We start from the raw sequence: 25,165 nt of genomic DNA, 5'->3' as shown, positions 1-25,165 counted from the left end.
AACAAATTACGAGAGCTTTTGCAGCCGCTTCCCTTCAAGTTCGCTTTGCACCAGTTTGAGGTCCTCGGGAATGTTGATATGCTGCGGGCACAAAGGTACGCATTGTCCGCACTCGGTGCAGGAAAGAGGTCGCTTGTCGTTCTCCTTCGGATTCTCCCACTGGCTTCGTACCACCTCGTACGAGTCGAACATTCGAGCCTTGTTCCACAGGGCGAAGTTGCCCGGGATATCGACGCCGAAGGGGCAGGGTATGCAATACTTGCATCCTGTACATCCGTTGCCGACCCTGTCGCGCATGGTTTGGCCTATTGCATCGAGGGTGGAGCGTTCCACCTCCGTCAGGGGCTTCGGCGAATTGAATGTTTCCAAATTCTCACGAACCTGCTGCCTGGTGGACATGCCGCTGAGAATCACCTTCACATTCGGATGATCGGCTACCCAGCGAAGTGCATAGGATGCACTGCTTGCACCAGTATTAAGTTCGTTCAATCTCGCTTCAAGATCGGGAGGAAGGTTGGCAAGCGATCCTCCTTTGATGGGTTCCATTACAATGACCGGGATGCCGAGTTTGGTACTCAGCTCATACCCTTTGTCACCCGCCTGCTCCTCGGTATCGAGGTAGTTGTACTGCAGCTGGCAGAAATCCCAGGTGCGGGAAGCGGCGATATATTCGAAATCCTCATAGATGGAATGGAACGAAAAGCCCAGGTGCTTGATCCTGCCGTTTTTCTGCTCCTCTTCCAGGTAGGAGACCACCCCGAGGTCGACCATGCGTACATACGCCTCCTTGTCGATGGAGTGAATGAGATAGAAGTCAAAGTAATCGTGTTGCAACCGTTCAAGCTGTTCGGAAAACAGTCGCTTGGCGTCATCAAGGGTATGTACAAGCCACTGAGGCAGCTTGGTTGCAAGCTGGTAGCTTTCCCGCTTCAGTTGCTTGAGAAATGAGCCAAGGAAGGGCTCGCTCTCGCCGTTATGGTAGGTATAGGCAGTGTCAAAATACGTTACGCCGTTTGCATACGCTTCGCCGAGCATGGCGGTTGCTTCAACTCTATCGATGCTTCCATTCTCTGTCATCGGCAGGCGCATCGCACCGAACCCTAAAAGGGAAGTGCTCAAGCCTTCTGTATTCCACGTTCGTGTTTCCATCGATTGCTCCTTTGTACGGTATCTCATTCAGCATAGCATAAAACCTGAAAAAAATGGGTATATGATGGGTGGATTTCTTGTCAGCAGAGGCTTCTGAGCGTATGATGGTCAAGGTTTGCCAAGAAGGAGGAGGACTGTGAAATACAAAAGAAACATCGGTTTGGCGTATGCTTTCTCATTTTCTCTCAGTCTTTCCTTCACCCATGGCATCTGGATGATCTATCTTGCCGGTAAGGGTTTCTCCCTCGTCCATCTGGGTTTGCTTGAGGCCTTTTTTCATGTCACTTCATTTCTCATGGAAGTCCCAACCGGATCGGTTGCTGATATCTGGGGCAGAAAGGCAAGCCGTATTGCCGGCCGCTTGTGTTACGGCTTGAGCCTCATATTCATGTTCCACGGTACTACGTTCCTTCTGCAGGTCGTCGCTTTCATGCTCAGTGCCCTGGGGTATAATTTGGAATCGGGGGCGGGGGATGCACTGCTCTATGACTCGCTTTTGCTCGATGGGGATGAAGGGCGGTACATCAAGGTGAAGGGAAACGATGAGCTTATCAACCAAATCGGTTCGATCCTTTCGTTTTTACTTGGCGGATACCTCGCTTCCCTGAATTTCGGCATCGCATTCTATGCAACCGTCGGCTCGGCCGTGCTTGGTTTCTTCATTGCACTCTTTTTCATCGAACCCGAGCTTGAGAAAGCAGAGATTCAGAGGAAAATGTCGTTGCCGGGAAGTGTGCTTTTCTCATTGAAGAGCCAGATTCTGGACAGCGGGAAAGTATTCAGGAAAACCCCTCGAATCGGCTTCTTCATTCTCTTCAGCGAGTCGTTGTTCGCCTTCATGGTCTGTCAGTTCTTTTACTTGCAGAATCATTGGACGAATCTGGGATACAGCCCGGCGATAATCGGTATGGTTTTCTCCCTGCATGCAGCCATTGCAGCGGTTTTTTCGGTGAAAGCCCATGCCATAGAAAAGATAATCGGCCAAAGAGGCCTTTTGGTATGTTGCCCGCTCATGCTTCTTCTCACCCTCTGGGGAGTGGCGCTCACCCCCTATTCGATGGTTTTCTATACACTCTCGGCTTCCATAGAAGGACTGTTGATCCCCACCATCTCCACGTACCTGAACCAACTCATTCCCTCAAGGTTCAGGGCGACGATTCTCAGTTTCCAGAGCATGGCGTACAGCCTGTTCATGATCGCCATCTTCCCTTTGGTGGGATTGATCGGAAACCTTGCTTCTCTCAATCACGCCTTCACTCTGCTCTCCTCGATTGCCACGATGTTGGTCATCCCCTACTTGGTGATGCTTTCCAAGCAGAAAAGGTAAGTCTGTACTTCTTGGCAGGAGCGGGGCAGTCTGCTATTATGGGGCAATGAAACTGTCAGAACGCATGATCAACAGCCTGCTCAGGACATTCTTCAGGCTCTTTTTTCGTATCGACCGAAGCGAGCTTGCCAAGGTTCCCCAGGCCGGTCCTCTTTTAATGATGGTGAACCACACCTCGAATCTGGAAGGACCGATGCTCTATGCATTCCTCCAGCCTCGGCCGTTGCACGCACTTGCCAAACAGGAGTTGTGGGAACAAAAGTTCATGGCCTACCTGATGAATATGTGGAAGAGCATTCCCGTCGACCGGCAGAATATGGGTAGAAGTACCATGGATGCCTGTTTCAAGGTCCTTGAGGACCGGCATATTCTGGCCATCGCCCCTGAAGGGACGCGAAGCAAGGATGGAAACCTTCAAGAGGGCAAGGGCGGGGTGGCCTTCATCGCACACAAGAAGGATGTTCCGATGATTCCGGTGGCAGTCATGGGCTTCCCCTCGTTTTCCAAGAACATCAAGCGCCTCAGGCGCACTGTGATCACCATCAAGGTCGGAGAGGTGTTTGAGATCGTTCAAAAGGGTGGGCGCATTGATGCAGATACCCGCCAAGCCCTTGCCGATGAGATCATGATGCGTTTGGCGATCATGATGCCCAATGAGATGAGGGGCCACTACAAGGACAAGGATATTGTCTTTACACTTACGAGGACACTCAAGGCTTGAGTTCCCTGCTGGTTTTCTTAAGTCCTTGGTACACCGCTTCATGGATGAGGGACAAGCGCTTTCTGCGCCCGCCTTGCTGCGGACTATGCTTTTCAAAGCGTATAGGCTCTCCGACCAGGATTGTGGCTCGCTTCCCCCTCGGACTGTACCGTGTGTTGATCGAGCCTCCGCAGAGCCTGTTGTTGATGTCCAGGAGATTGAGGGCGACTTCGAAGAGGCGGTTTCCCTCCTCTCCTTCATCCAGATAGGAAGGATCGAGGTATTCAAGTATATCCACCACCTGACTGATTCGTAAAAAGTGACGGGCTTGTTCCTGCTCGTAGGCTGCCTTGGCCCCCTCGACCAAGGCGTGTGGGGTTTCCTCTTGGTTGAACAGCGTATCCTCACCCTGATAACGCAGCCTGAAAAGCCGGTCAAGGATGGTCCCTTGTCCTGCCTTCAGGTGCGCTTGCTCTTCTCCAAGTGCAAGCAATGCCTCACAAAGCAGATTCCTTCGGGTGATGAAGTCGGGATCTGAAGGGAGGACAAGGCCGAAGAACGATGCCACCAGGGCCAGACTCTTGTCGCAGGCTTCTCCCAATCGTTGCCGGTTCCCGGCCCGGGTTAGGTCCAGGCCTGTCTCCTTCTTCCAGCGCTCGAGCAGGGCGTCCAGACTATCCCTGTAACGATATCCGACTGCGATGGGAAGGATGCAAACATCCTTGCCGCTCTCCAAGGCCCAGGAAGCGAGGTTGGCCACTCCCATCTCAATCGGCTCACAACGATGGCAGTGATACGTCACCTGTCCTTCGGGGGCCAAGGCGATGGGCCATCTTCCCTGTTGCACTTCCCTGCGCAGATAGTGCATGCCTTCCTTGTTGTTTCCTCGATTCTGAACGGCGACGAATCCGAGACGCGGGAAGAGGAACTTGGTGGCGTTGCCCGCCCAATTGAGTACATCGCGTCCGTATAGGAAGCAGAGATGACTCTGTTTCACCGCAACCAACAGGGCCGGGGCGTCCTCCTTCGCTGTATGCCTGAAGGCAAGGATGAGGCTCTGCCTCCCTTGCTTGAAGGCTTTGACCTCCTGCCCAAGCACGTGTGGGTTCGCAATCCTGAGCTCATTGATGCCGAGGGCCGACCTCACATACAATGCTCCTGCAATGCGGCTGAACCAATGGACAGGCTTTGAAAAGTGTGGTGTAGGGAATTGCTTGACTGTACTCACGGCGCTTCCCGTGTTGCAATCAAGTGCTCGTAGTAAGCCCGGTCGATGGGATAGGTTCTCAGAATCCAAAGTCCTGCAAGATACCACAGCAGCGGCAACGGACCGCAGATGAGTATGATGCCGATTTGTGCCAGCTCGGTGATCTGTTCGCTATGATAGCCGAAGAGTGCAAGAATCCATCCGTTCAAGGCAAGGGCGAGTGCTTGTCCGAGCTTGCTGGAGAAGGTCCACAAGCTGGAGAACACTCCCTCCCGTCTTCCTTTGTTTCGTGTTACCGCATCGTACTCGACAATGTCCGGAAGTATGGAGTGGGGCATCACATAGTGGGTGGAAAGACCCACTCCTGCAAAACCCATGACGATGACTCCGAATGCGGGCCCGAGCGATTTGCCCAACAGGCTGAACAGCATGACCGCTGCGGCCATGATGGACATACCGATCATGTAGCACGCTTTCTTGCCGATGCGCTTGGAGATCTGAACCCAGATCGGTATGCAGAGCAGGCTGAAGGAGAGCAGGGCGACCAAGGCGAGTTGGAAGAGCCCTTCGTTGCCGAAAATGTAGGCGAAGTAGTAGACCAACGCCCCTTGGATCATTGAAGTGCCGGTGATGAAGAACGTCCAGGGAAGCAGGGCCGAGAGAAATACCTTCTCCTTCATCACCTCCACGAACGTGGTTGCAAATCCCTCCAGTTCACTGGTTCCGGTATATGTGGGTTCCTTGATGGCGAAAATCGTAGCCAAGGTGGAGAAGAGCATGACAGCTCCCATGAAGGTACCCATCATCGACCATCCCACGGAAACATTGCTGAACATGCCGATGATCGGCATCACCAATGCGGCCCCGACAAAGGTTCCCACCACCGCAAAGCTCATGCGGTAGCCGGTGAGAATGGTGCGCTGGTTGTAGTCCTCGGTAAGCTCGGGAAGCAAGGCTGCGTAAGGAATATTGACCAGCGTGTATGCCGTATTGAGTGCGCAGTAAAGAAACGTCACATACACGAACAGTCTCATTTGGCTGGAGAGCTGCAGGGGAGTGAATATAAGGCCCATGCAGAAGAAGGAGATGATCGATCCTATGAACATGTACGGCCTTCGTCGTCCCCAGCGGGTGCGGGTGCGATCGGAGACATAGCCGGTGATCGGGTCGGTGATGGCATCCCAGATCTTGCCGATCATCAATGCGGTTCCGGCAAGAGCCGGAAGCAGACCCACAACGTCGGTGAGATAAAAAAGCAGGTAGAACCCCATGATGGTGAAAAACAGATTACCGCCCAAATCCCCTACACCGAATCCGAGTTTGGTGCGCATGCTAAGCTTAGTAATGATGTACCTCCACTTTGTATGCAGTGTACCTCACCGAATGCCGCTTCTCAACTACGTTTTGTTCAAGGTTTCGGATTGTCCAGGACTCCCATAAAGAGCGGGATGTTCCTTTCCAAATCCAAAATCGCATAGAAAAAAGGCCTGTCGAACAACAGTCGCAGTGTTTCTGTTGGTGCCATGCTGGTCGCCTTCATGATGACTGCGGTGACGGCGGCGGCTTCCGTTCCTGTTTCATCGACTCGGATGAATGTCTTGTGCAAGACCTCGTCGATGACCGCATCCGGTCTGTTTGAGGCAAGCATGGCCGAGAAATCAGCCAGACTTGCATCGAAGCAGCGCTTCATTCCCAAACGCTGAAGTTCATCGACCAAGCCGTCGGCATAATTGCTTTCGAATTTAGGAAAGGATAGGGTGATGTTCTCGTATTCTGCCTGCTGGAGATACGCAAAGAGGGAGGAGGAAAAGCCCGCTCTCTTTTGCGTATCCAAGAATGTGTACACATCACCGCCCTCATCAGGAAGAATCGCCGTCATCGCATACCGCTCGTTCTTGTAGGGCAGGTAAAGATAGGAAGCTCCATTTTGGTGCAGGTACCTGTAATGACTTGTCTGATTGAGGAATGGTGAACGAATGTCTCCTGTTTTGGCATGGAATGTCATATCCCGGGTAGAGCGCTCCTCGAATTCATTTCTCCATGCATCCTTGAAGCTGATGGCATTGATGAGGTAGAGAATCACATCGGGTTGAACCTGATCGATAATGCCGTCGATGGCTCCCCTTGTTGCGTCGCTGACCCAGTCGTTGATGACTTTTGTGCTCTTCTGTGTATGAAAATCAAGATTTCTTGCTTCAGCTTGGTAGTTTTTCCGTACACGGGAGAGAAAACGCGAAGAGAGATCCATCCTGTCGTTGAGCCATAGGCTGTTGGCGATGCTCAGCTCCTTTCCCGCCGACTTCAGATAGGAAAGGCTCGCCTGATTCAAATCCTCGACAGTGAGTGAGGAATCGGTGAGGACTGCGAGCATTTCCTGTTGGGTGGCTCCAACCGATCCATTGGCGGTCATGCCGAGGGCGAGCAGTACCGACAAGGGGGAAATCATTCGATTCCGGCCGGCAACGTCGGCAGCGAAAAAGAGTTTGTCGGAGAATGCTTGAACCGATTGTGTAAACAATGCAGTCTGTTGCTCACCCGATAGGGTGGTTCCTTGTTCTTCCTGCAACGGCATGGCAATCGCGGAAAAACCGATGAGAAGCAGTAGAAGACTTAGGGTGCACGTGCGCATATGGCCCTCCTGTTTGAGACAAAGTGTAGCATACTCTGCATGATTTACCGAGACTGAAGCAACGCTCCATAGAATTCACACACTTGCGCCATAGTCTCAAACTACAGGAGCGGGTAAAACGTGAAAACTCTGAAGAAAAAGCGTGTTCGGATTCGGGCGATTGTGCAGTTGGTGTTCTTTGTCTGGGTGGTAGTGGTGATTTCCCTTGGAACGGCGGCAGAACGAGGAGTTTCGCTTCCATTCACCCCAAGTACTGCTTCTTTGCATGCAATCTGTCCATTCGGTGGAGTGGTGAGCGCATGGAATTTGATCACCGAAGGTACTTTGGTCAGGAAAATTCATGACTCATCCGTCGTTCTGGGGGTATTGGGCATCCTGCTTGCCCTCCTGTTCGGTCCGGTCATCTGTGGATGGATTTGTCCTTTTGGAACCTTTCAGGAGTGGGTGGGGCGCATCGGGAAGAAACTTTTCAAGCGTCGCTACAATACGTTCATTCCTTACAAGGTAGACCGGATTTTGCGATTGCTTCGTTATGTTGTGCTGGTTTGGGTGCTGGTGATGACCAGTGTTTCGGCAACCTTGGTGTTTCAGGCATATGACCCTTATTACGCACTTTTCTCCTTTTTACGCAGTGAATTCTCGCTTACAGGAACCATTATATTGGGCATCGTGGTGCTGCTTTCTCTCTTTGTGGAACGTCCGTTCTGCAAGTATGCGTGCCCTTACGGAGCCTTCTTGGGGCTTTTCAATAAAATCAGAGTCTTCAAAATCAGACGCAACGAGCCGACTTGCATCAGCTGCTCCAAGTGCAACCACGCCTGTCCGATGAACATCGATGTACAAGGCGGCTCGGTTGTGCGTTCGGCGCAGTGCATTTCCTGCATGGAGTGCACCAGCGACCGTGCGTGTCCGGTTCCTGAAACGGTGATGACCGGGTTGAAGTCCGACAAGGCTATGGTGTCGACAAACAAGATCGGATTGCTGACTGCAGGAATCTTGGTGGCAGGCATTCTCTTGTCTGTTGCATTGGGCTTTTGGAATACGACATCAAGCAAGCAGCCGGCACTGATAAAGAGCGGTGAATTTGCAGGCCTTGCAAATCCTGCCGACATCCGAGGATCGTATACCTATCGCGATGTGCTCAAAAGCTTTACGATTCCCGAATCAGTCATTTTGCAGGCGTTCCAAAGCTCATCACTGGACGAACGGTTGGGAAATTTGGAAACGCTGTGGGCTTCGGTGATTCCCGAGGGAAAGGAGGTCGGAACCGATTCAATCAGACTCTTCGTCTCTCTCTATACAGGAATACCCTATGAAGCGGAAGAGACGACATTGCTGCCCAAGAGCGCCATCGAGGTGTTGATCAGCGAAGGCAGGAATACCGATCCGAACTTCGAGCGATACACCCGTGATGCCGTAGCCCTTCCTGCAGGACTCTCAACCCAGCCGGCTGCCGCCAAGACCGAGGATCAGGGTGCTGCCATTACCTTTACCGGCAAGACGACCCTCGGGGATCTTCTTATTGCAGGCTATCAACAGGAGGACATTGAGGCCATTCTGGGTCCGATGAAGAAGACTGATGCCATCAAGGCGATTGCAGAAGGACAAGGGTTGAGTTTCTCAGAAGTTAAAGCAAAAATTCTGGAGCTTTAGCCTGCCAAGGCAAATGAGAGGGGGATGGTCAGGACGCCCAACAGTGTGGATGTCAGCACCATGGTACTGGCGAACTGGTTGGGCAGCCCGTAGCGAAGCGGCAGGATGCTGGTGAACATGGCCGAGGGCAGGGCGGTTGAGACCAGCACCACGGTCCTTGCCAAACCGGTCAGACCGAAAGCCAGGACTGCAACATAGCCGATGAGGTACCCTCCGACAAAGCGCAGCAGAAGTGCTCCGATGAGATTCCATGAGAACGTATATTGTATGGTTCTTATTGAGACGCCAAGGGCGAAAGCGGCCAGAGGTGAGGCCGCTTCCCCTGCGAAGGTGAAGGTGTTCACCAAACTTTGCGGCATGGAAAGCGGTGTCAAGCGAAAGAGAAAACCCAATGCCACAGACCAGAGGATGGGGGAGTGGAGCATCGAGAGGAAGCTCTTTTTACTGAAGCCTCCGGTTATGACCATGATGCCCAGGGTGAACATGAACATCCCCTGCACCTGATCGTAGATAAGAATGAGATTCATGGCTTCCAGGCCTCCCCAGAGCTTCATCAGCGGGATGCCTAGAAAGCCCGAGTTCATGAATACCAGGGGGGGGACTGCACTTCGGATGTCCTCTTTGGCGAGCTTGGCCCAAAGGAACGCAGCGGCAAACAGGAGAATGCATACCACTGCGGAGGCTTTTGCCATGTCGGCGATCGCTTGTCCGCTGAGGTTGCTCTCTGTCAGGGAGATGAAGATGAGCGCCGGCAGAAAGAAGTCGGAGACTACCTTCACTAAATCCTGCACCTTGATGGAGTACAGTCCGCTGACAAGATATCCACCCAGAACGACCAAAAGTATAGGGAGCATCTGAAGAAACGATTCGGCTATCATGGGAGCAACTATAGGAGAAAGGGCACAAGCTTGCAAGCTCTTTTAGTCTCTTCACAGAAATGGGAATCGCCGATGTTTCTACTGCGTGTTTTCAGGGCGAAAGGGTGATTTCTCATAAAAAATGCATGCACATACTCAATGGTTTCTTGATTCTCGGTTCTCTTCGGATATACTGAACCCACACCGATGGTGTAAGGAGCATCATGCGAAGCACCCGCTCATATAGCACGTGGAAGGCACTGCCGAACAAAGGTGTGCATACGCAACGTAAAATTCATGTTGCCTTGCGGCTCATGCTCTTGGGTCTTCCTATCGTCTTGATTATCATCCTGGCATTTTTTCTCTTCTATACACGTCTGTATTCCCTGCTGGATGCAGAGAAACAGACCCAATATGAGAGCCGTGCCCGCCAGTGTGCAAACCTCATCACCTACCAGATATCGTCCGACCAAAACAGGCTGGCATCACTTGCCCATTCGCTCTCAAATCTCACGATCCAGCAAAGCCTCGAGATTGTGGAAGGCTTGGACAATGCAGCTCTCACCCTTATCACCGAGAATATTCCATCGGAAGTGATGCCTTTCGCCGTTGATGCGCTTTCCGTCGTTCACCGCTTCGCATTCCTATCGTCCGATGGAAACCAGGCACTTCTGCAACTCAAGCTCGACCCGATTCTCTACCAAGCGATACTCGAGTGCCCGGAACATGCAAAAGCTTCCCGTATGATCTGGGCGAACGAGCGCGGCGAAATTATCTGGCAGTCCAAGTCAGAAGAGCAGCTGTTTGAGGACAAGACGTTGGCGACTTTGTTTCCCGCTTGGTCGGAAGGGATGACGCAGAGTTTGCTGATGAAAACCGATTCATCGTTTGTCGCCATTATCCCGCTGGGAGATGGAAATGGGTACTTTGTCCTGGAGAGCCAAGACCGCTTGCTGGAAATGGCCTATCTGACCATTCTGCAGGCCTCGCTCTCCATGGCCGTCCTTGTTTCTCTACTGTTGCTCTCACTGCTGTTCTATCTGCTCTACAAGGACTATGTATACGAGCAATCGCTTATGCATCTTGCGTTTGAGGATGAGCTGACCGGACTGCCCAACAAGAACCATTTCGTCCAAGAAGCGGCGCAGCTGCTTGGGCGGGCACGTAGTCCGTACGCCGTCATTATCCTTGACATCGGCAAGTTCAAACTGATCAACGACCATTTCGGATACGCCTTCGGGGATTCCATGTTGCTGCATTTTTCCAAAGTCCTGCCCCGTTATACCACCAAGGACGGTGTTTGTGCTCGACTGAGCGGAGACAAGTTCATTCTTTTGTGCAGTTACCGGGAGAAGGAGACCTTGGAACGGAGAATCAGCGTGATAACCGAAGAACTCAAGCGCTTTTCATTTCCCGGCTCTTCGCCCTTCCAACTGGATATTTTAATCGGGATTTCCCTGATTGAAGGCAATGCGGTTCCTATCAATGCAGCAATCGATAGGGCTCTCTTCGCGCTTTCAGCCTTGAAGGAGCGTCAGACGAGCGGGAGCCTTTACTACGATGAAGTATTGCGTTCAGAGCTGCTTGAGGAGAGCGAGCTTGAGAAGGTCTTTGCCAAAGCAATCAAGGACGGTGAGTTCTATGTGGTGCTCCAGCCCAAGTACTCGCTGCAAACCCGCCGGCTGGTAGGCTGCGAGGCCTTGGTTCGATGGGACCATCCAGGCAAAGGACGTTTGGCTCCCTCTCAATTCATCCCGCTTTTGGAGAAACATAATCTCTTGGTGACCTTGGATATGTTCGTCCTGGAACAGGTGTGCACCCTGATCAAGGGGTGGCAGAACAAAGGACTGCCGATTTTCCCGATCTCGGTCAATCAATCGCGTTCCTACCTCTTCAATACCCATTATGAGCGTACGTTGGTCGATTTGATCGACCGCTATGGAGTTTCCCACCAACTCATCGAATTCGAGCTGACCGAGAGTCTGTTCCTCAACGATGTGAAGCACTTGTCGCTGGTATTGGCCTCTCTGCGCAGCCACTCCTTCCTGGTTTCCATAGATGATTTCGGCAGCGGGTACTCATCGCTTACCATGCTCAAGGATGTGGGCATCGATGTGATCAAGCTTGACCAGGGCTTTCTCAAGGGGACCGATGAGCACCATCGGGGGAAGGTGGTCGTACAACACGTCATCGCCATGGCAAAGCAGCTGGGCATCACAACCGTCGCCGAGGGTGTCGAAACAAGTGAACAGGCACAGATGCTCCAGCTGCTGGGCTGTGATGTGGTGCAAGGGTACTTCTTCAGCCATCCTTTGGAGATATCAGAATATGAGGCGTTGCTTATCGATGACCGTCTCCCTTCCTCCTGAACAAGGAGAGGGTTCCGAATCCACCTACGATTGCCGCATAATACCCGAACTCATACCACCATCCGGCATTGTTTGCGGCAAACATGCGTACGGCGGGATTGAATAGGCGGACAATGAGTGCTATCGGAGCCATCCAACCATGCCAGACGCCTAGAAAGAAACCGGCTGCCTTACTGGTGGGAGTCATTGTCTCAGTGGCAAGACATCCTGAAAGCAGTACAACCAATCCAAGAACAAGAACAATTACCAACAGTGATTTCTTCATGGCCGACCTCCTATGATGGCAGCGATTCTTTTTTGTGCACGGCGTGCTTCAGGGATGGGGAAGAGCGGGTAGTCATGATTCATGCGTTTCCCCTCGTGGTATTCGAGCATGGTCGCCTCCTCTTTTGCCTTCCTCCAGAAAGAGCGGGCATCGGCAAGGAAAAGCTCATGCGTTCCGATGAAGAGGGTCGTCGGCGGCAGATCGGCAAGAGAGCCGAAGAGCGGACTCACCCGCCAATCCTTGGCATCGGTGTCGCCTCTCCAAGCCTTTCCATAACGCAGCAGTTCTTCTTTGCTGAGCATGGGATCTTGCTTTTGAAGGAATGACGTGGAGGGATTGGTAAGCTCGATATCCAGCCAAGGTGAGATGAGAATGAGGTGTTCGAGGCTTCTTTTTTGTTTTTCATCCATACTCTGGGCGAGAGCGAGGGCAAGTCCTCCGCCCGCCGAATCGCCCATGAGTGTGATGTGCTCACTCTCCTGCATCAGGAAGAGACGAAGCAGGGAGGGAAGAACCTCATCGACATGATGGTCTGGAGCCTTGGGATAGATGGGGACGATCATGCGACAACCAGAGAGGCGTATCAGCCTTTCCAGAAAAATCCAGTGTGCAAAGGTAGGTTGCTCAACATATGCGCCGCCATGCAGGAAGAACACAAGATTTGCAGCTTGAGCACTGCCGAGACTGAAGACCTGCATATGTTCGAAGGTAAACTCCTCAACGCTGACAAGCAGGCTCAATCCAAGGGGAAGGGTATAGCTTTGGCGACTGATTTGTGCCAGTTCTTCAAGACTTTTATGGACAGGAACCAGGCTTTGACGGACTCTCAAATAGAGCAGTTGCTCGCTCATGAAGCTGGAAGCACTTCGCTTCTCCCTTACTCTCACAGCAATGGAAAAGGCTGTCAGAATTCCAAGGAACAGCAAGAGAGAGCGGATATCCATAGGTCAGAGGATGAAGAAGCGCAGCAACGCTTGGTTGAAAAGATGGGTGAGGGCATGAGCGAGCATCGCGTATTGCAATCCCTTCTTCCAGTACAAGAGACCGAAGACAAACCCCAACACCCCATTGAGCAACAAGGTGCGCATCAGCAAAAGGGAGGTAATCTCGCCAAAAGCCATTTTGGTTGCAGGAAGGTGACCGAGAGCGAAAAGCAAGGCGGCGATGAGGTTGGCAATCAGGTAGAACCAAGCAGGAATCGGCTTCTGTGCTCTGGTTCTTCCTCCCAACAAGTCCAGCATGAACACCAGCAGCGAAAGGAAGAAGAATCTCAGCATGATCTCCTCGATGATGCCGCCATACAGCATGGAGAAGAGCAGGGATACGAGGGTGAAGGATTCCTTGGCATAGGCCGCCTGTACCTGCGCTATTCTCGGTGCAAAGATGTAGTAGTCGCTGATCATCACCAAGGCGCAGCCGAAGCCGACCAGAATGGTGTACAGGCTCTCTTTTCGCTTGAAGGTAAAACTCTTGAGCAGTCCGGTTTTCTCGGCAAGCAGGTATCCCAGATAGGAAAGAACCAAGGTATAGATCAAGGCTATTTGGATGATGGAAGCAAAGATAAGGAGTGCCGTCGGTGCTTGTACGCCGGCAACTCGCATGGCGTTGATATTCGTCATGGCGAGATAGATGCTGCATACCACACCGACTGGCAGCAGTTTCAATCCAAAATGCAGGGCTTTCGTGTGAATTTTCATGACATTCTCCTTGGCTCTGACTGTATCCCAGCTTCCCTTCGATGGCAAGAGAAGAGGACTGCAGTGCAGTCCCCCTCTCTATGATTTTGGATGATCAGCGAACGAACGTGAAGGCATCGTTGGGAGCATCATACTCTTGTGAGGCAATGCCGTTTCTCTCGGACCCGCCAAAGAATGAGCGCATCGGCAGCATCTCCACGGTGACAGTGCCTCCCCCTGCAAAGGTCAGCAGGCCCTTATGGACTGCGGCGCTTCCAATCGGTGTATCCCCGGTATAGGGATCGGAGCCCCAGACTTCTTTCTCGATTCCGCCGGCAGGAAGGGTGACTTTCATTCGTTCAGCGGTTTCCAGTCCGAGCTCTCGGATGGAAGTGGACCACTCTATCGAAACTCCACCGGTTGCCTCCAAGGTGATGTGACGACCCTGCTCATCAACAAACACAAAGCTCAAAGGCCACGACTCATAGCTGCTCGATACCACTCCGTTGCGAAGCAAACCGCCGTAATGGGTACGCCCATCGGTGATTTCTATGGTTACCGCACCACCTTTTTGGAATGTGATCAAGCCCATGTGTACTGCTGCGGTGCCGATGCTGCTGTCGGTGGTGTATTCTCCCAATCCCCAGATGCTGCCTTCGAATCCGTTGGGGGGAAGTTCAAGCGTAACCCGGTCCCCGATGATATGGGTGAAGGCTTCCGGGTTCTGATCCCAGGCTGCCAGTGAAGGCCGTTCGCCCTTGACCGTTTGCGTTGGAGAGGCTTCTTCCTCCTCTTCAACCATCTCGGGCTCATCTTGGCTCGCCTCCTTGGAAAATTCCAAATGCAGATTTGGTCCTCCCGGACCGATTTCAAACCCTCCGGACGTACAGCCGATGAACAGACCGATGAGCAAAAGAATGCTCATCACCCTCAATGCACATGTTTTCATTCCTACCCCCTTACGTTGATGCAGGGCATAGCACAATTCACGATGCAGGGACTTTTTGTACCAAACCCCGACAATTGCTACTGACGGTATCAGCATACTCTGCAAATTCCAAATCCGAAAGAGTGGCAACTGCGCAATTTCAACAATTGTCCTTGATAGAAAGGTCGGTTTGCATCACACTTGTCCCAGGAGAGAAATGATGGAACTGATACACAACAGCGATGGACGACTTGAACAACTGAAACAGTATTTGGGACTTCTTTGTACCGGCACAACGGATAAGCAAACATATCTGAAGTATGCGCCGGTGTTGGAGAGCGCCACTGCTTTCGAGGCCAACAGTGCATTGGAATCGGTACTTTCCCAAGCCTCCGATGTAACGGTGCACACAGTCGCAGTCGCTCGTTTCATTCGTTCCATCGGCAAAGGTTTGGAAAGCCAGAAGCTTGAGGTTTATCCAAAGGACTCGTTGTTCGCTGCTTTGGATGAGGAAAACCAGTTGATTGTGCATTCCATGGAGGCGTTGCAGCTTCTCGCAAAGGATCTGCAGAGTAAAAAGAGCACCGACCTTTCGCCTCTGCTTGAACGCACAGCCTCTTTCACCCAGATTCAAGATCATTATGAACGGAAGCAGAATGAACTGTTCCCGCTCTTTGAGAAGGCGAGCACCGAGCACAGCTGTGTCAAGTTGATGTGGTCCATCCAGGACACGGCCCTTGGGTTGCAGAAAGAGGTGCTTGCCTACGATGGAAAGGACCTTGGCAAGCTTTGGAAGGTCTTCGGGCAGTTTTATGTACAGGTAGGAGTATTGAGTTATCGGGAACAGTATATACTGCTTCCAGTCGCATACCGGGCTCTTGCCACACAGAAAGATGCCCCAAAAGAGTCTCTGCAACTCAACAATTTTGTAAGCAGGACCGGTTCCTTGTCGCAACAAGAATTGGAACGCATTTTCTCGGTTTTGCCGTTTGATATCGCTTTCATCGGCAGCGATGACCGTCTGAAGTTCTATTCAGACCCTCCCCATCGCATTTTTGTACGTACTCCAGAAGTCATCGGGCGCCTTGTACAAAACTGCCACCCTCCCAAGAGTGTGGGCACCGTCCAAGCCATCCTCGACTCCTTCAAGGAAGGAAGGGAGGATTCGGCTGAATTTTATTTGATGATGAGAGGGAAGTTCATCCACATCCAGTACTACGCAGTGCGTAGTACTGATGGTCGGTACCTGGGGTGTATGGAAGTTACCCAGGATGCAACACATCTCAGGTCTCTTAGCGGCGAGAAGCGGTTGCTTTAGAATCGAAATATTCGGCGAGCAGTGTGCAACAGGTGTTCTCTTGTGCCTTGAGCACACCCATTTCGCGAATGGCATTTTCCGGTGAATCGCTGGCATGAGCGGCATTGACACGGATGTTGGAGCCGAACTCGCGCCTGATCGTGCCTGCTGCAGCCTTGTTCGGATCGGTTGCACCCAGGATTGTACGAATCTTCTGTACAGCGTCCTTGCCTTCATAGACGAGAACCATGCACTTGACCAAACCGGGCTTTTCGAGATCCTCGGCTTTGCAATCGCTGGGCTTCAGGCCCGCCATGAACTCGACAATGCGTTCGAACTGCTCCTCGGAGTACTTGTCTCCGAAGCTGGTGGTCAGCATATCCTGCATCTGGACATCAAGGTGTACATTGAACTCATGCTCAAGCAATTCCCGCGCCTGCATGCCGTAAATCGGGGCAAGCTTGGCCTTCAGACCTTCTTTTGTGGGGCCGTAGAACTGCAGTGCCTGTGAAACAGACATTTTGAGGACCTTGATGCCGACGATTCTCAAGCCGCTGCGACTGAACATGTCGATGATCATTCCCGGTCTGCTCGACGCATACTTCCAGTTGTCCGGTTTGATGATGACCAGTGTACGCTGGACATCGGCATAGTACTCCGGTGGTCTGTTGATCACGATATTGCTCTCTTTTGCAAGCCAAGGCATGAAAAGGGCAAGGGTTTCATCCGCTTCACCCTGAGTCTGGGCGGTGATGACGGCAGGTTCGAAGTATCTGATTTTCTCCTGGCTTTCGTCGGTGAAAATCAGGTCGGCATAGGTATCGCGGATTGATTCACCGATGACCGTCTCAACACTTCCGGTCTCTTTCTGAAAGGATCCGACTACCGTCGCAAGTTGTTCGCAAGGATTCTCACCACGGAACAACAAAAGCAGCGAGCGGTGACGTACACCAAGTGATGGACCCATGCTCTGCTGGATATAGTCAGAGAGTAGATCGGATATCTTGAAACCTTCAACTTTCTTTCTATTCTTGATGATTGATGCAAACGCTCCGGCGATGTGTTGATCCATTGCGACCATCTGGGCCCCAACGAGTTCCAGGGAAATGCGGGAGAGGAGTCTGGAGAGTACCCCGCCGGTTCTACTTTTCGCTACCGTGTAGGGTGTCACCAGAACATACGATAAGGACTGTTCCATGAGCAGCCTCCTTCTATGGATGTCTGTACGTCGTATCCTACAAGGCCGGTGGTGGTTTTGTCCATCGGGTTATGGGAAAAGGGACTAAAATACTTCTATTTGGCAGGACCTCATCGTCTCAAGTGCAGCCTTATGAGCCTGTATACTGGTTCCGGCGCAGCACGCCCCATCCACCAGCACCGTCAGCTCGGGTTGGAAAGCCTTAATCAGCAAGGCATTGGAAACAACGCAGATGTCGGTGCAGACACCGGCCAATTCAACCCGGTCGAGGTTTGATTGCGAGGCAATCCAGCCGGCAAGTTCGACTGACCCAAAGGTTGGTTTCTCAAAACAACGGGCATGTTCGAGCAACGGCTTGAGTGCGGGCACCAAATGGTGTCCCTCTTCTCCCTTTATGCAGTGCTCGACCGGCAGATGCCGGCCCTCGTTGGTTGCAAGGTAGTCGCTTTGATGGGTATCCAAGGTGTAGGCGAGCGGACCTTGATGGCTCTGGATCTTGGCCGCGATTCTGTCGACAACCAACTGCGCTTCCTTGCTGCCGAGGCTGCCGGTGACGAAATCCTGTTGCATGTCGATGATGACAAGCAGAGAATCAGAATGAGACTTTGAAGAGTCCGTGGACATTGCAGTAGGCATATACATCTCCATGATCCTTATCGGTGAATACCGTAGCAGCCGCTCGATTGCTCTTGATGTCGCTTCTCCTGACCGTTTGCTTTGTTACCAGGACGATGCAGGTGATTTGATGGTCCTCACTCTGCGGATGGGGTTTTTTACCCACCTCGACATACAAGAGACCGTCCCGACGTGTAATGACTGGCAGGTGATACTCGTCGGCTTGATCTTCCGTTTTTGCCGTAAGAAGTTGCATGCTTTGAGCGCAACAGGTCAGCGAGTGCCCACCGTTATCGATGAGCTCCACCATTGAGTGACAAACAGGACAGCGATAAAAAAGAAGTTTCTTTGCCATGCCTATAAGGTACTGAGGTTGGGCGAAAGAGAAAAGGGGGTGAGCTGTTTTTCACATTCAATGCTTTCTTCATACCCTTTGCATACTTTTCTCATATTTGGTCCCTACGCTGTAGCCATCACAGTTCCTAATATGGAGGAAACAATGAAGAAATTACTTGCAGCAATACTCGCATCGTTTGTTATGATGACGCTTCCTGTTTTTGCAGGAGGAGCAAAAGAACCTGAGCCGGTGCAGAAAAACACTTTCTCATGGGTTGAGGACGGGGGCGTCGCAGGTCTGCCTGGTGTCAACCCGCTGAAGGTCAGCGGAAATATCATCACCGCCGGAAGTTCCACCGTATATCCGTTGTCGGAACGGATGGCCGAGCGTTTCAAGCAGGAAGGATACAGTGGAGTAATCACCATCGACTCGATCGGCAGCGGTGCAGGTTTTGAACGGTTCACTGTTGCAGGAGAGACCGATATAGCCAATGCCAGCCGTGCCATAAAGGCCAAGGAAATCGAGGCGGCCAAGCAAATAGGCCGTAATCCCATCGAGTTCCGCGTTGGCACCGATGCTCTTGCAGTGGTCGTGAGCAACCAAAATACGTTTGCAAAGAATCTGACCAAGGACGAGCTTGCAAAGCTGTTCAGCACGGCTTCCACTTGGTCTGAAATCAATCCCGCCTGGCCGAAAGAGAAAATCCAGCGTTTCATCCCCGGCACCGACAGTGGTACGTTCGACTACTTCAGCGAAGAAGTTTTCAAGAACAATCCCCAGCCGATGCTTTCAGCGCAGAATCTGCAGCTCAGCGAGGATGACAACATTCTGGTCCAGGGCATCAAGGGATCTCCCTATGCAGTCGGATTCTTCGGATATGCCTACTACGCTGAGAATGCAGACAGCCTTACCATCCTCTCCATCAATGGAGTGGAAGCAAGCAAGGCCAACGTGGACAACGGAACCTACCCCTTGGCAAGGCCGCTGTACATCTACAGTGACGAGCAGATCATGAGAACCAAACCCCAGGTTGCCGCTTTCATCGACTTCTACCTCAGTTATGTGAATGAAGAGGTCATCGGGGTGGGGTACTTCCCCGCCAACGAAGACGAACTTGAGAAAGGCCGCCAGGCATGGCTTAAGGCGATGAACGGTACGTACTGAGCGATTATTCCCACTAGGTCCAAGGCCGCCTCAAGCGGCCTGCGGCCTTCTTTAAAAGGATGTTGCACCTATGCTGATAGATACTCCTCAATTTGGAAAGAAACATCGATTGCATGAACGGATCATTGAATCGGTCATGTTTCTCTTCGCCCTGTTTTCCATGCTCATCACCGTGGGCATCGTTGTAATTTTAACCAGGGAATCCTTTCTGTTCTTTTCCGACCCGAAGGTCAACCTGGTCGGATTTTTGACCGGCAGGGATTGGCAGCCGATGATCGATCAATTCGGCTTTCTCCCTTTGCTCAACGCAACGTTCACCACCAGCATCATCGCAATGCTGCTCGGCATTCCCGTCGGCTTGTTTGTCGCTATTTATCTGGCCGAATATGCAAACGACCGCATGCGTGGAATCCTCAAGCCTACCCTGGAAGTTCTCGCAGGCATCCCGACCATTGTATACGGCTACTTCGCCCTGACCTTCATGACACCCCTTTTACGGTCGCTGTTCGGCCAAAGCCGGGTGGAAATCTACAATACAGCGTCGGCTGGCCTGGTCATCGGCATTCTTGTCCTTCCCATGATCGCCACCATGGCCGAGGATGCAATCAGCTCGGTGCCCAAGGAGCTTCGCCTGGCGGCCTACGCCCTGGGTGGTACAAAGATAGAAACCACCTTCAAGGTGGTCATCCCGGCGGCGCTCAGCGGGCTCTCTGCAACCTTTTTGCTGGCTCTTTCACGTGCCATCGGAGAGACGATGGTAGTGGCTCTTGCTGCCGGTGCCGGGCCGAAGCTGACAGCCAATCCCTTCAAGGCCGCCGAGACTATCACCGGCTACATCGTGCGAATCAGCGGAGGGGATGTAAGTTACAATTCTGTTGATTACAACAGTATTTTTGCGCTTGGATTGGTGCTCTTTCTCATCACCTTCACCTTGAATCTGGTATCGAGAAAGGTTTCCACCATCTTTCATCAGGAGTATGAATAATATGCAAAGTTCCCTGGCATTCGGCAGTGAAGAGAACGTCCTCTCCTTGATGGAGAAACGAAGGAAGGTTTCATTGATTTGGCAGGCGGTGTTTTTGCTGGCCACCTCCCTGGCAATCCTCTTCCTGGTTCTCTTGTTGTTTTCAATCATCGATTCAACCTTCGGATATGCCGCCCTTGCATACGAGGTTGAACCTTCATCGCTTGTGGAGGGCAGGCAGCATCTTTCAGAGTTTTCCCGCCTTCAGTTGGAGGAGACAGCAAGAAGTCGGCTTTCAAGCGGAATCCTCAGAAGGGTGGAGTATGAAAAGCCCATCGCCGATCGTAGTGATAAGGATCTCACTGCACTTCTCGAGCAGTATGTTGTCAAGCCTAGTGTGCTCAGGACCTGGGGCCTTTGGGAGTCCTTGACGAACCAAGACGAAATAGAGATGTACCTGCAGGAGCAGGATCAGGCCGTTTTAACGTTCAAGAATTGGCTCACATTCGACTTTTTGTTCGCCGATCAGAGTGCGAACCCGCTCTATGCAGGTATTCGAACTGCACTGTTGGGCTCGCTGTGGATTATACTCATCACCTTCCTGTTTGCCTTTCCAATCGGAGTGGGTTCGGCAATCTACCTGCAGGAGTACGCCAAGCCCAACAGGCTCTCCAGGCTGTTGCAACTCAATATCTTCAATCTCAGTGCCGTACCCTCGATCATTTACGGTCTTCTGGGTTTGGCGGTCTTTGTGCGGGCCATGGAAGGGCTGACCAGCGGTTCGGTGTTTTCAACAACCGTCGATACGACCGCCAATGGAAGAACCATCCTCAGCGGCGGCTTGACGTTGGGACTTTTGGTGCTTCCCATCATCATCATAAACACTCAGGAAGCCCTCAAGGCGGTACCCGACTCGCTGCGAATGTCCAGCTACGGCATCGGGGCGACCAAGTGGCAGACCACCTGGGGCCAGGTATTGCCGGTGTCCATCGACAGGATTCTCACCGGGACGATTCTTGCACTCTCCAGGGCGCTTGGAGAGACCGCTCCCTTAGTGGTAATCGGTGCCTCGACCTTCATCAGTGTCGATCCATCGGGCATTTTCTCAAAATTTACGACCCTGCCAATACAGATCTACCAATGGTCGGCCCGACCACAAGGGGCGTATCGCAATGTGGCGGGCGCTGCAATCATCGCCCTCATGATCCTGCTGATGATTCTCAACAGCAGCGCAATAATCATACGAGACAGACTATCCAAAAAGAAAAGGATGGAAGCATGAATACTACCAACTTGGCAGAGAACCTGCTGACGGCATTCCCCACGCAGAGCATCGCGGAACCTGCCAGAACAATCATACGGTTGCAGGATGTCAACATCCGTTACGGAACCTTCCATGCAGTGAAGGATGCGAGCATGGATATCTACGAACATAAGGTTACAGCCTTCATAGGGCCTTCGGGATGCGGCAAGAGTACGGTGCTCAGGAGCATCAATCGTATGAACGATCTCATCCGCGGTGCAACCCTTGAAGGAAAGGTGCTCTTCAATAACGAGGACCTGTACAGCAAGGATGTTGACCCTGTACTGATCAGGCGACGCATCGGCATGGTGTTCCAAAAACCAAACCCTTTCCCCAAATCCATCTATGAGAACATCGCCTGGGGGGCTCGGGTGAATGGGTACAAGGGAGATTACGATGAGCTGGTGGAGACCAGTCTTCGTTCTGCAGCCTTATGGGATGAGGTGAAGGACAAGCTCAAGCAGAATGCCCTGCGCCTGAGCGGAGGTCAGCAGCAGCGGCTCTGCATTGCGCGGACCATTGCAGTGCAACCACAGGTGATACTGATGGATGAACCGGCTTCGGCATTGGACCCGATCGCCACTTCCAGGATTGAGGAACTCATCCTGGAGTTGAAGCAAGCCTATACGATTGTCATCGTCACCCATAACATGGGGCAAGCCAGCCGGGTCTCCGACTACACCGCTTTCTTCATGGTGGATGCGAACAGGACAGGGTATCTAGAGGAGTATGAACAGACCGAGCAGCTGTTCCTCAATCCGGTGCACAAAAAGACGGAAGAGTATATATCGGGTAAATTCGGTTGATCGTAGGAGGTTTGAAATGGATGAGAAACATACCAGCATGCTTGATGAGAAAATGCGGTTTTTCCAGGAGCTGTTGATTCAGATGGTCAATAGGGTTGAGGAGTCGATCCTTTTGGCTCATGCGGCATTCAGCAACCATGACGAGGAGTTGGCCAAGAAGGTCATCGCCAACGACTGGTTCATCGACCAGCTGCAGGAGATGGTGGAAAACGACGGGGTGCGCCTGCTTATCAGCGAGGCTCCCTACGGGCATTACATGCGCCATATCATCGCCGGTATGAAGATTGTGTCCAGTCTGGAGCGAATGGGAGACCATGCCGCACACATGGCAAAAATGACACGTGGAGAAGATTTTCCCAGATTCGCCCCGTTTGTCCAACGGATCAGCGAAATGGCCCTGCTGGGAGCAACAATGACCCGTCGTGCAGTGGAAGCCTTCATCGACGTCAAGGCGGAGAAAGCCATTGAGGTTGCTGCGATGGACGACCAGATGGATCGATTGCGCGATGAGTTGAATCGCGACCTGTATGCATTGAAGCCGGAAACAGAGCAGGAGATGGAACGCATTCTCAACCTCCACTACCTGACCAAGGAGATGGAGCGCCTAGGCGATCATGTGACGACCATCTGCCGTTGGATAGTGTATATGGAGAAAGGCCAACGGCCCAAGCTCAACGGACCGAAGTTGCAGAATCCAGCCATTCCTCGAGTCTGACGGGCTATTTGCGATACAACGATTCGCTGCGCTCCTCCAACCGGGGGAGCTCGGAGCCGCTGCGGGGCAGCCTCATGATGAAGAGGCTGCCTTTTCCCGTTTCACTGTGAACCTCGATGTTGCCATGGTGTAAAGCGGTGATGTGCTTGACGATGGAAAGACCAAGACCGGTGCCTCCCTGGCTACGGCTTCTGGCAGTATCCACACGGTAAAAACGCTCAAAAATACGCTCTTGGTCTTCAAGAGGAATCCCGATGCCTTCATCCTTGACGGAGAAGGTGGCTGACATATCATCCACTTGGCAGGCGAGCAGGACATGGGAGTGCTCGGGTGAGTACGTCAACGCATTGATGACGAGGTTCGTCAATGCCTGGGTAAGGAGCATGCCGCTGCACAAAAGCTCATAGCCCAAGGGGTTGTCAATCTGTGTTGAAAGGGTGCTATGCTTCTCTTCGAACCGGTAGTTGCAGCTCTGTACCGTCTCTTCGATGATTTGTTCTATTCTGGTCCAAGCCATAGTGGGATGGGCATTGGCCTGTTCGAGGCTGGAGAGCAGCAGCAGGTCGTCGACGATGCGTTTCATATTGCCTGCCTGCCTGTGGATTACCTGGGCGAAGCGTTGGTACTCCTGATCCGTCTTTGCCTGCAGCAGGGCTTCGGAGAAACCGGTTATCGAGGTGATGGGTGTTTTCAGTTCATGGGAGACATTCGCCACAAAATCCTTGCGTATCTGCTCCAGCCGTGTCAGTTCAGTCATATCCTGGATTGAAACCACCAACGATCTGGTTGTAGTACGGGCGGTTGAAAGCGGCGTACAGAGGAATCTGAGTGTTTTTGCTTTGCGTCTGCCAACCAGGACGGCACTTTCCCCATAGAGATGCTTGAACTGGGAGACGGTCAGCGAGGTGGTGGTTCCCTCGTCCTTGCACGCGTTGCAGGCTGCAAGCACCGCCGAGGATGCCACCACTTCACCAAGCCTGTACCCCGTCGGGTCGCCTCCAAGGAGCTTGGCCGCCTCCATGTTCGCCACTTCAATAGTGAGGGTTGGGTCGAGCAGGAGTATTCCCTCGTGCAGGTTGTCCATAATGGTTTGAAGACGGTTGTGAGAGGTTTCAAGGCGTTCACGATTGGTCTGAAGCAAGGAGGCCATGTGCTGCAGTGATGAAGCCAGGTCGGCCATCTCCCTTGGGCGTTGGATCGAAAGACGTTCGTTCAAACTGCCTTGGGCGTACTGCTTGGCCAGGGCTTGAATTTTCTTCAGTGGTTTGGTCAGCAGCATGATCGATATGGTGGTTATGCAGAGCAGAAGTAAAACAAGAACCGCCAGATTCCCTAAAAACATACGCTGATACGTTTTTCTATATCCGCCAAGCTGGTTCAGTGTTTTGGAAACCCTCAGAACGGCGATGGAGGGATGGTCTTGTATTGAACGTGCATAATAGAGGACTGGAAGATTTTCGGTGGTGCTCGAACGCTCACTGTATGCACTTCCCGCCGTCAGCGCCTGTTGCACTTCCTTTCTCCAGAGGTGGTTGTCCAGCTCTGCGATTTCGTACTCCGAATCGAATAGTACATGTCCGTCCTTTGCGATCAAGGTGATTCTGGTTGCCGTGGACTGCGCATATGCATCGAAGTGGCCTTCTAACCATGGTTTTGTGTATTGTGCTGTCAAATTGGATAGATATTCGGCATTTTCCTCCAGCTCTGCATAGGTGGATTCATGAAGGGCTGCACTGAAAGCACGGTTGGAGAGACTGTAGCTGAGGGCGAGGCTTAAGGTGAGGATGAGAAGGGAAGAGACAAGCAAATTAGAACGGATGCTTGAGAATTTCATGGTACCAACTCCCTGGCAACGTAAGGATACTGCATGAAAATACTGTAGCAAGGATGTACAGGGGTAAACAAGAAGCAAAGCCGTAATTCACAGTTTTCTCATATCCTACACACACCTTCCTTCTTTTCTTGTTTCATGCTATGGTTTTCTGACAATAATTCCAGGAGCATGC

Annotated in this window: 23 protein-coding genes; 10 read left to right on the top strand and 13 right to left on the bottom strand. The window is 52.1% G+C overall.

The window, feature by feature from the left end; translation table 11 throughout:
• Positions 1–6: 6 nt before the first annotated feature.
• Entirely contained in the window at positions 7–1,149 is a 1,143-nt protein-coding gene (locus MUG09_RS09500) for an aldo/keto reductase (RefSeq protein ID WP_244771186.1), read from the bottom strand.
• 136 nt (positions 1,150–1,285) lie between these two features.
• Between MUG09_RS09500 and MUG09_RS09495 the strand changes: the two genes are divergently transcribed.
• A complete protein-coding gene (locus MUG09_RS09495) occupies positions 1,286–2,476 on the top strand; it encodes an MFS transporter (protein ID WP_244771185.1) in 1,191 nt (396 codons plus the stop codon).
• A gap of 46 nt (positions 2,477–2,522) precedes the next feature.
• Positions 2,523–3,197 carry a lysophospholipid acyltransferase family protein gene (locus MUG09_RS09490; protein WP_244771184.1) on the top strand — a complete coding sequence of 225 codons (675 nt, stop codon included), beginning with the start codon at positions 2,523–2,525 and terminating at the stop codon, positions 3,195–3,197.
• On the opposite strand, the gene MUG09_RS09485 is transcribed toward MUG09_RS09490, so the two are convergent.
• The 3 genes from MUG09_RS09485 to MUG09_RS09475 all read right to left on the bottom strand — a co-directional run bounded on the left by MUG09_RS09485 (position 3,187) and on the right by MUG09_RS09475 (position 7,012).
• The gene (locus MUG09_RS09485) at positions 3,187–4,404 is read right to left on the bottom strand and encodes a 1-acyl-sn-glycerol-3-phosphate acyltransferase (protein ID WP_244771183.1); all 1,218 of its coding nucleotides are present in this window, start codon (positions 4,402–4,404) and stop codon (positions 3,187–3,189) included. The genes MUG09_RS09490 and MUG09_RS09485 overlap by 11 nt on opposite strands.
• Positions 4,401–5,714, bottom strand: coding sequence for an MFS transporter (locus MUG09_RS09480; protein WP_244771182.1), 1,314 nt, complete (start codon positions 5,712–5,714; stop codon positions 4,401–4,403). The genes MUG09_RS09485 and MUG09_RS09480 overlap by 4 nt, the downstream gene beginning before the upstream one ends.
• 77 nt (positions 5,715–5,791) lie before the next feature.
• The gene (locus MUG09_RS09475) at positions 5,792–7,012 is read right to left on the bottom strand and encodes a serpin family protein (protein WP_244771181.1); all 1,221 of its coding nucleotides are present in this window, start codon (positions 7,010–7,012) and stop codon (positions 5,792–5,794) included.
• Positions 7,013–7,132: 120 nt separating this feature from the next.
• Here MUG09_RS09475 and MUG09_RS09470 point away from each other — a divergent pair, with 120 nt between their 5' ends.
• Positions 7,133–8,665, top strand: coding sequence for a 4Fe-4S binding protein (locus MUG09_RS09470; RefSeq protein WP_244771180.1), 1,533 nt, complete (start codon positions 7,133–7,135; stop codon positions 8,663–8,665).
• Here the strand turns inward: MUG09_RS09470 and MUG09_RS09465 are convergent.
• Positions 8,662–9,543: an AEC family transporter gene (locus tag MUG09_RS09465; RefSeq protein WP_244771179.1), complete on the bottom strand. Its 882-nt coding sequence runs from the start codon at positions 9,541–9,543 to the stop codon at positions 8,662–8,664. The genes MUG09_RS09470 and MUG09_RS09465 overlap by 4 nt on opposite strands.
• Before the next feature lie 203 nt (positions 9,544–9,746).
• On the opposite strand from MUG09_RS09465, the gene MUG09_RS09460 reads away from it, so the two are divergent.
• Positions 9,747–11,891 carry a putative bifunctional diguanylate cyclase/phosphodiesterase gene (locus MUG09_RS09460; RefSeq protein ID WP_244771178.1) on the top strand — a complete coding sequence of 715 codons (2,145 nt, stop codon included), beginning with the start codon at positions 9,747–9,749 and terminating at the stop codon, positions 11,889–11,891.
• Here MUG09_RS09460 and MUG09_RS09455 read toward each other — a convergent pair.
• From MUG09_RS09455 to MUG09_RS09440, 4 genes are all read right to left on the bottom strand, one after another.
• The gene (locus tag MUG09_RS09455) at positions 11,863–12,156 is read right to left on the bottom strand and encodes a hypothetical protein (protein WP_244771177.1); all 294 of its coding nucleotides are present in this window, start codon (positions 12,154–12,156) and stop codon (positions 11,863–11,865) included. The two genes, MUG09_RS09460 and MUG09_RS09455, sit on opposite strands and share 29 nt — an antisense overlap.
• A complete protein-coding gene (locus MUG09_RS09450) occupies positions 12,153–13,100 on the bottom strand; it encodes an alpha/beta hydrolase fold domain-containing protein (RefSeq protein ID WP_244771176.1) in 948 nt (315 codons plus the stop codon). Before MUG09_RS09450 ends, MUG09_RS09455 begins: the two co-directional genes overlap by 4 nt.
• 3 nt (positions 13,101–13,103) lie before the next feature.
• Complete coding sequence (locus MUG09_RS09445) at positions 13,104–13,853, bottom strand: CPBP family glutamic-type intramembrane protease (protein ID WP_244771175.1); 750 nt, start codon at positions 13,851–13,853, stop codon at positions 13,104–13,106.
• Positions 13,854–13,947: 94 nt separating this feature from the next.
• The gene (locus MUG09_RS09440) at positions 13,948–14,781 is read right to left on the bottom strand and encodes an LCCL domain-containing protein (RefSeq protein WP_244771174.1); all 834 of its coding nucleotides are present in this window, start codon (positions 14,779–14,781) and stop codon (positions 13,948–13,950) included.
• 199 nt (positions 14,782–14,980) lie between these two features.
• Between MUG09_RS09440 and MUG09_RS09435 the strand changes: the two genes are divergently transcribed.
• Positions 14,981–16,078 (top strand): PAS domain-containing protein, encoded by a 1,098-nt coding sequence (locus MUG09_RS09435; RefSeq protein ID WP_244771173.1) that lies wholly within the window; start codon positions 14,981–14,983, stop codon positions 16,076–16,078.
• Here MUG09_RS09435 and MUG09_RS09430 read toward each other — a convergent pair.
• The 3 genes from MUG09_RS09430 to MUG09_RS09420 all read right to left on the bottom strand — a co-directional run bounded on the left by MUG09_RS09430 (position 16,053) and on the right by MUG09_RS09420 (position 18,225).
• Positions 16,053–17,255 (bottom strand): nucleoside-diphosphate kinase, encoded by a 1,203-nt coding sequence (locus MUG09_RS09430; protein ID WP_244771172.1) that lies wholly within the window; start codon positions 17,253–17,255, stop codon positions 16,053–16,055. The two genes, MUG09_RS09435 and MUG09_RS09430, sit on opposite strands and share 26 nt — an antisense overlap.
• Before the next feature lie 84 nt (positions 17,256–17,339).
• The gene (locus tag MUG09_RS09425; RefSeq protein WP_244771171.1) at positions 17,340–17,891 is read right to left on the bottom strand and encodes a cysteine hydrolase family protein; all 552 of its coding nucleotides are present in this window, start codon (positions 17,889–17,891) and stop codon (positions 17,340–17,342) included.
• Positions 17,848–18,225 carry a desulfoferrodoxin family protein gene (locus MUG09_RS09420; RefSeq protein WP_244771170.1) on the bottom strand — a complete coding sequence of 126 codons (378 nt, stop codon included), beginning with the start codon at positions 18,223–18,225 and terminating at the stop codon, positions 17,848–17,850. The genes MUG09_RS09425 and MUG09_RS09420 overlap by 44 nt, the downstream gene beginning before the upstream one ends.
• A 144-nt stretch (positions 18,226–18,369) precedes the next feature.
• Between MUG09_RS09420 and MUG09_RS09415 the strand changes: the two genes are divergently transcribed.
• The 5 genes from MUG09_RS09415 to phoU all read left to right on the top strand — a co-directional run bounded on the left by MUG09_RS09415 (position 18,370) and on the right by phoU (position 23,159).
• Positions 18,370–19,371, top strand: a complete 1,002-nt coding sequence (locus MUG09_RS09415; protein WP_244771169.1) for a PstS family phosphate ABC transporter substrate-binding protein — start codon at positions 18,370–18,372, stop codon at positions 19,369–19,371.
• A gap of 70 nt (positions 19,372–19,441) precedes the next feature.
• Positions 19,442–20,356, top strand: coding sequence for a phosphate ABC transporter permease subunit PstC (gene pstC, locus MUG09_RS09410; RefSeq protein WP_244771168.1), 915 nt, complete (start codon positions 19,442–19,444; stop codon positions 20,354–20,356).
• A gap of 1 nt (position 20,357) precedes the next feature.
• Complete coding sequence (pstA, locus tag MUG09_RS09405) at positions 20,358–21,617, top strand: phosphate ABC transporter permease PstA (RefSeq protein WP_244771167.1); 1,260 nt, start codon at positions 20,358–20,360, stop codon at positions 21,615–21,617.
• Positions 21,614–22,444 carry a phosphate ABC transporter ATP-binding protein PstB gene (pstB, locus tag MUG09_RS09400; RefSeq protein ID WP_244771166.1) on the top strand — a complete coding sequence of 277 codons (831 nt, stop codon included), beginning with the start codon at positions 21,614–21,616 and terminating at the stop codon, positions 22,442–22,444. Before pstA ends, pstB begins: the two co-directional genes overlap by 4 nt.
• A 16-nt stretch (positions 22,445–22,460) precedes the next feature.
• On the top strand, positions 22,461–23,159 hold the full coding sequence (gene phoU, locus MUG09_RS09395; RefSeq protein ID WP_244771165.1) for a phosphate signaling complex protein PhoU: 699 nt from the start codon (positions 22,461–22,463) through the stop codon (positions 23,157–23,159).
• 4 nt (positions 23,160–23,163) lie between these two features.
• Here phoU and MUG09_RS09390 read toward each other — a convergent pair whose 3' ends face one another.
• Positions 23,164–24,993 (bottom strand): ATP-binding protein, encoded by a 1,830-nt coding sequence (locus MUG09_RS09390; protein ID WP_244771164.1) that lies wholly within the window; start codon positions 24,991–24,993, stop codon positions 23,164–23,166.
• Between the last annotated feature and the right edge of the window lie 172 nt (positions 24,994–25,165).

It is taken from the genome of Sphaerochaeta associata (genome assembly GCF_022869165.1).
In the GTDB taxonomy this organism is placed as follows: domain Bacteria; phylum Spirochaetota; class Spirochaetia; order Sphaerochaetales; family Sphaerochaetaceae; genus Sphaerochaeta; species Sphaerochaeta associata.
This window is presented reverse-complemented; position numbering and strand designations above follow the sequence as displayed.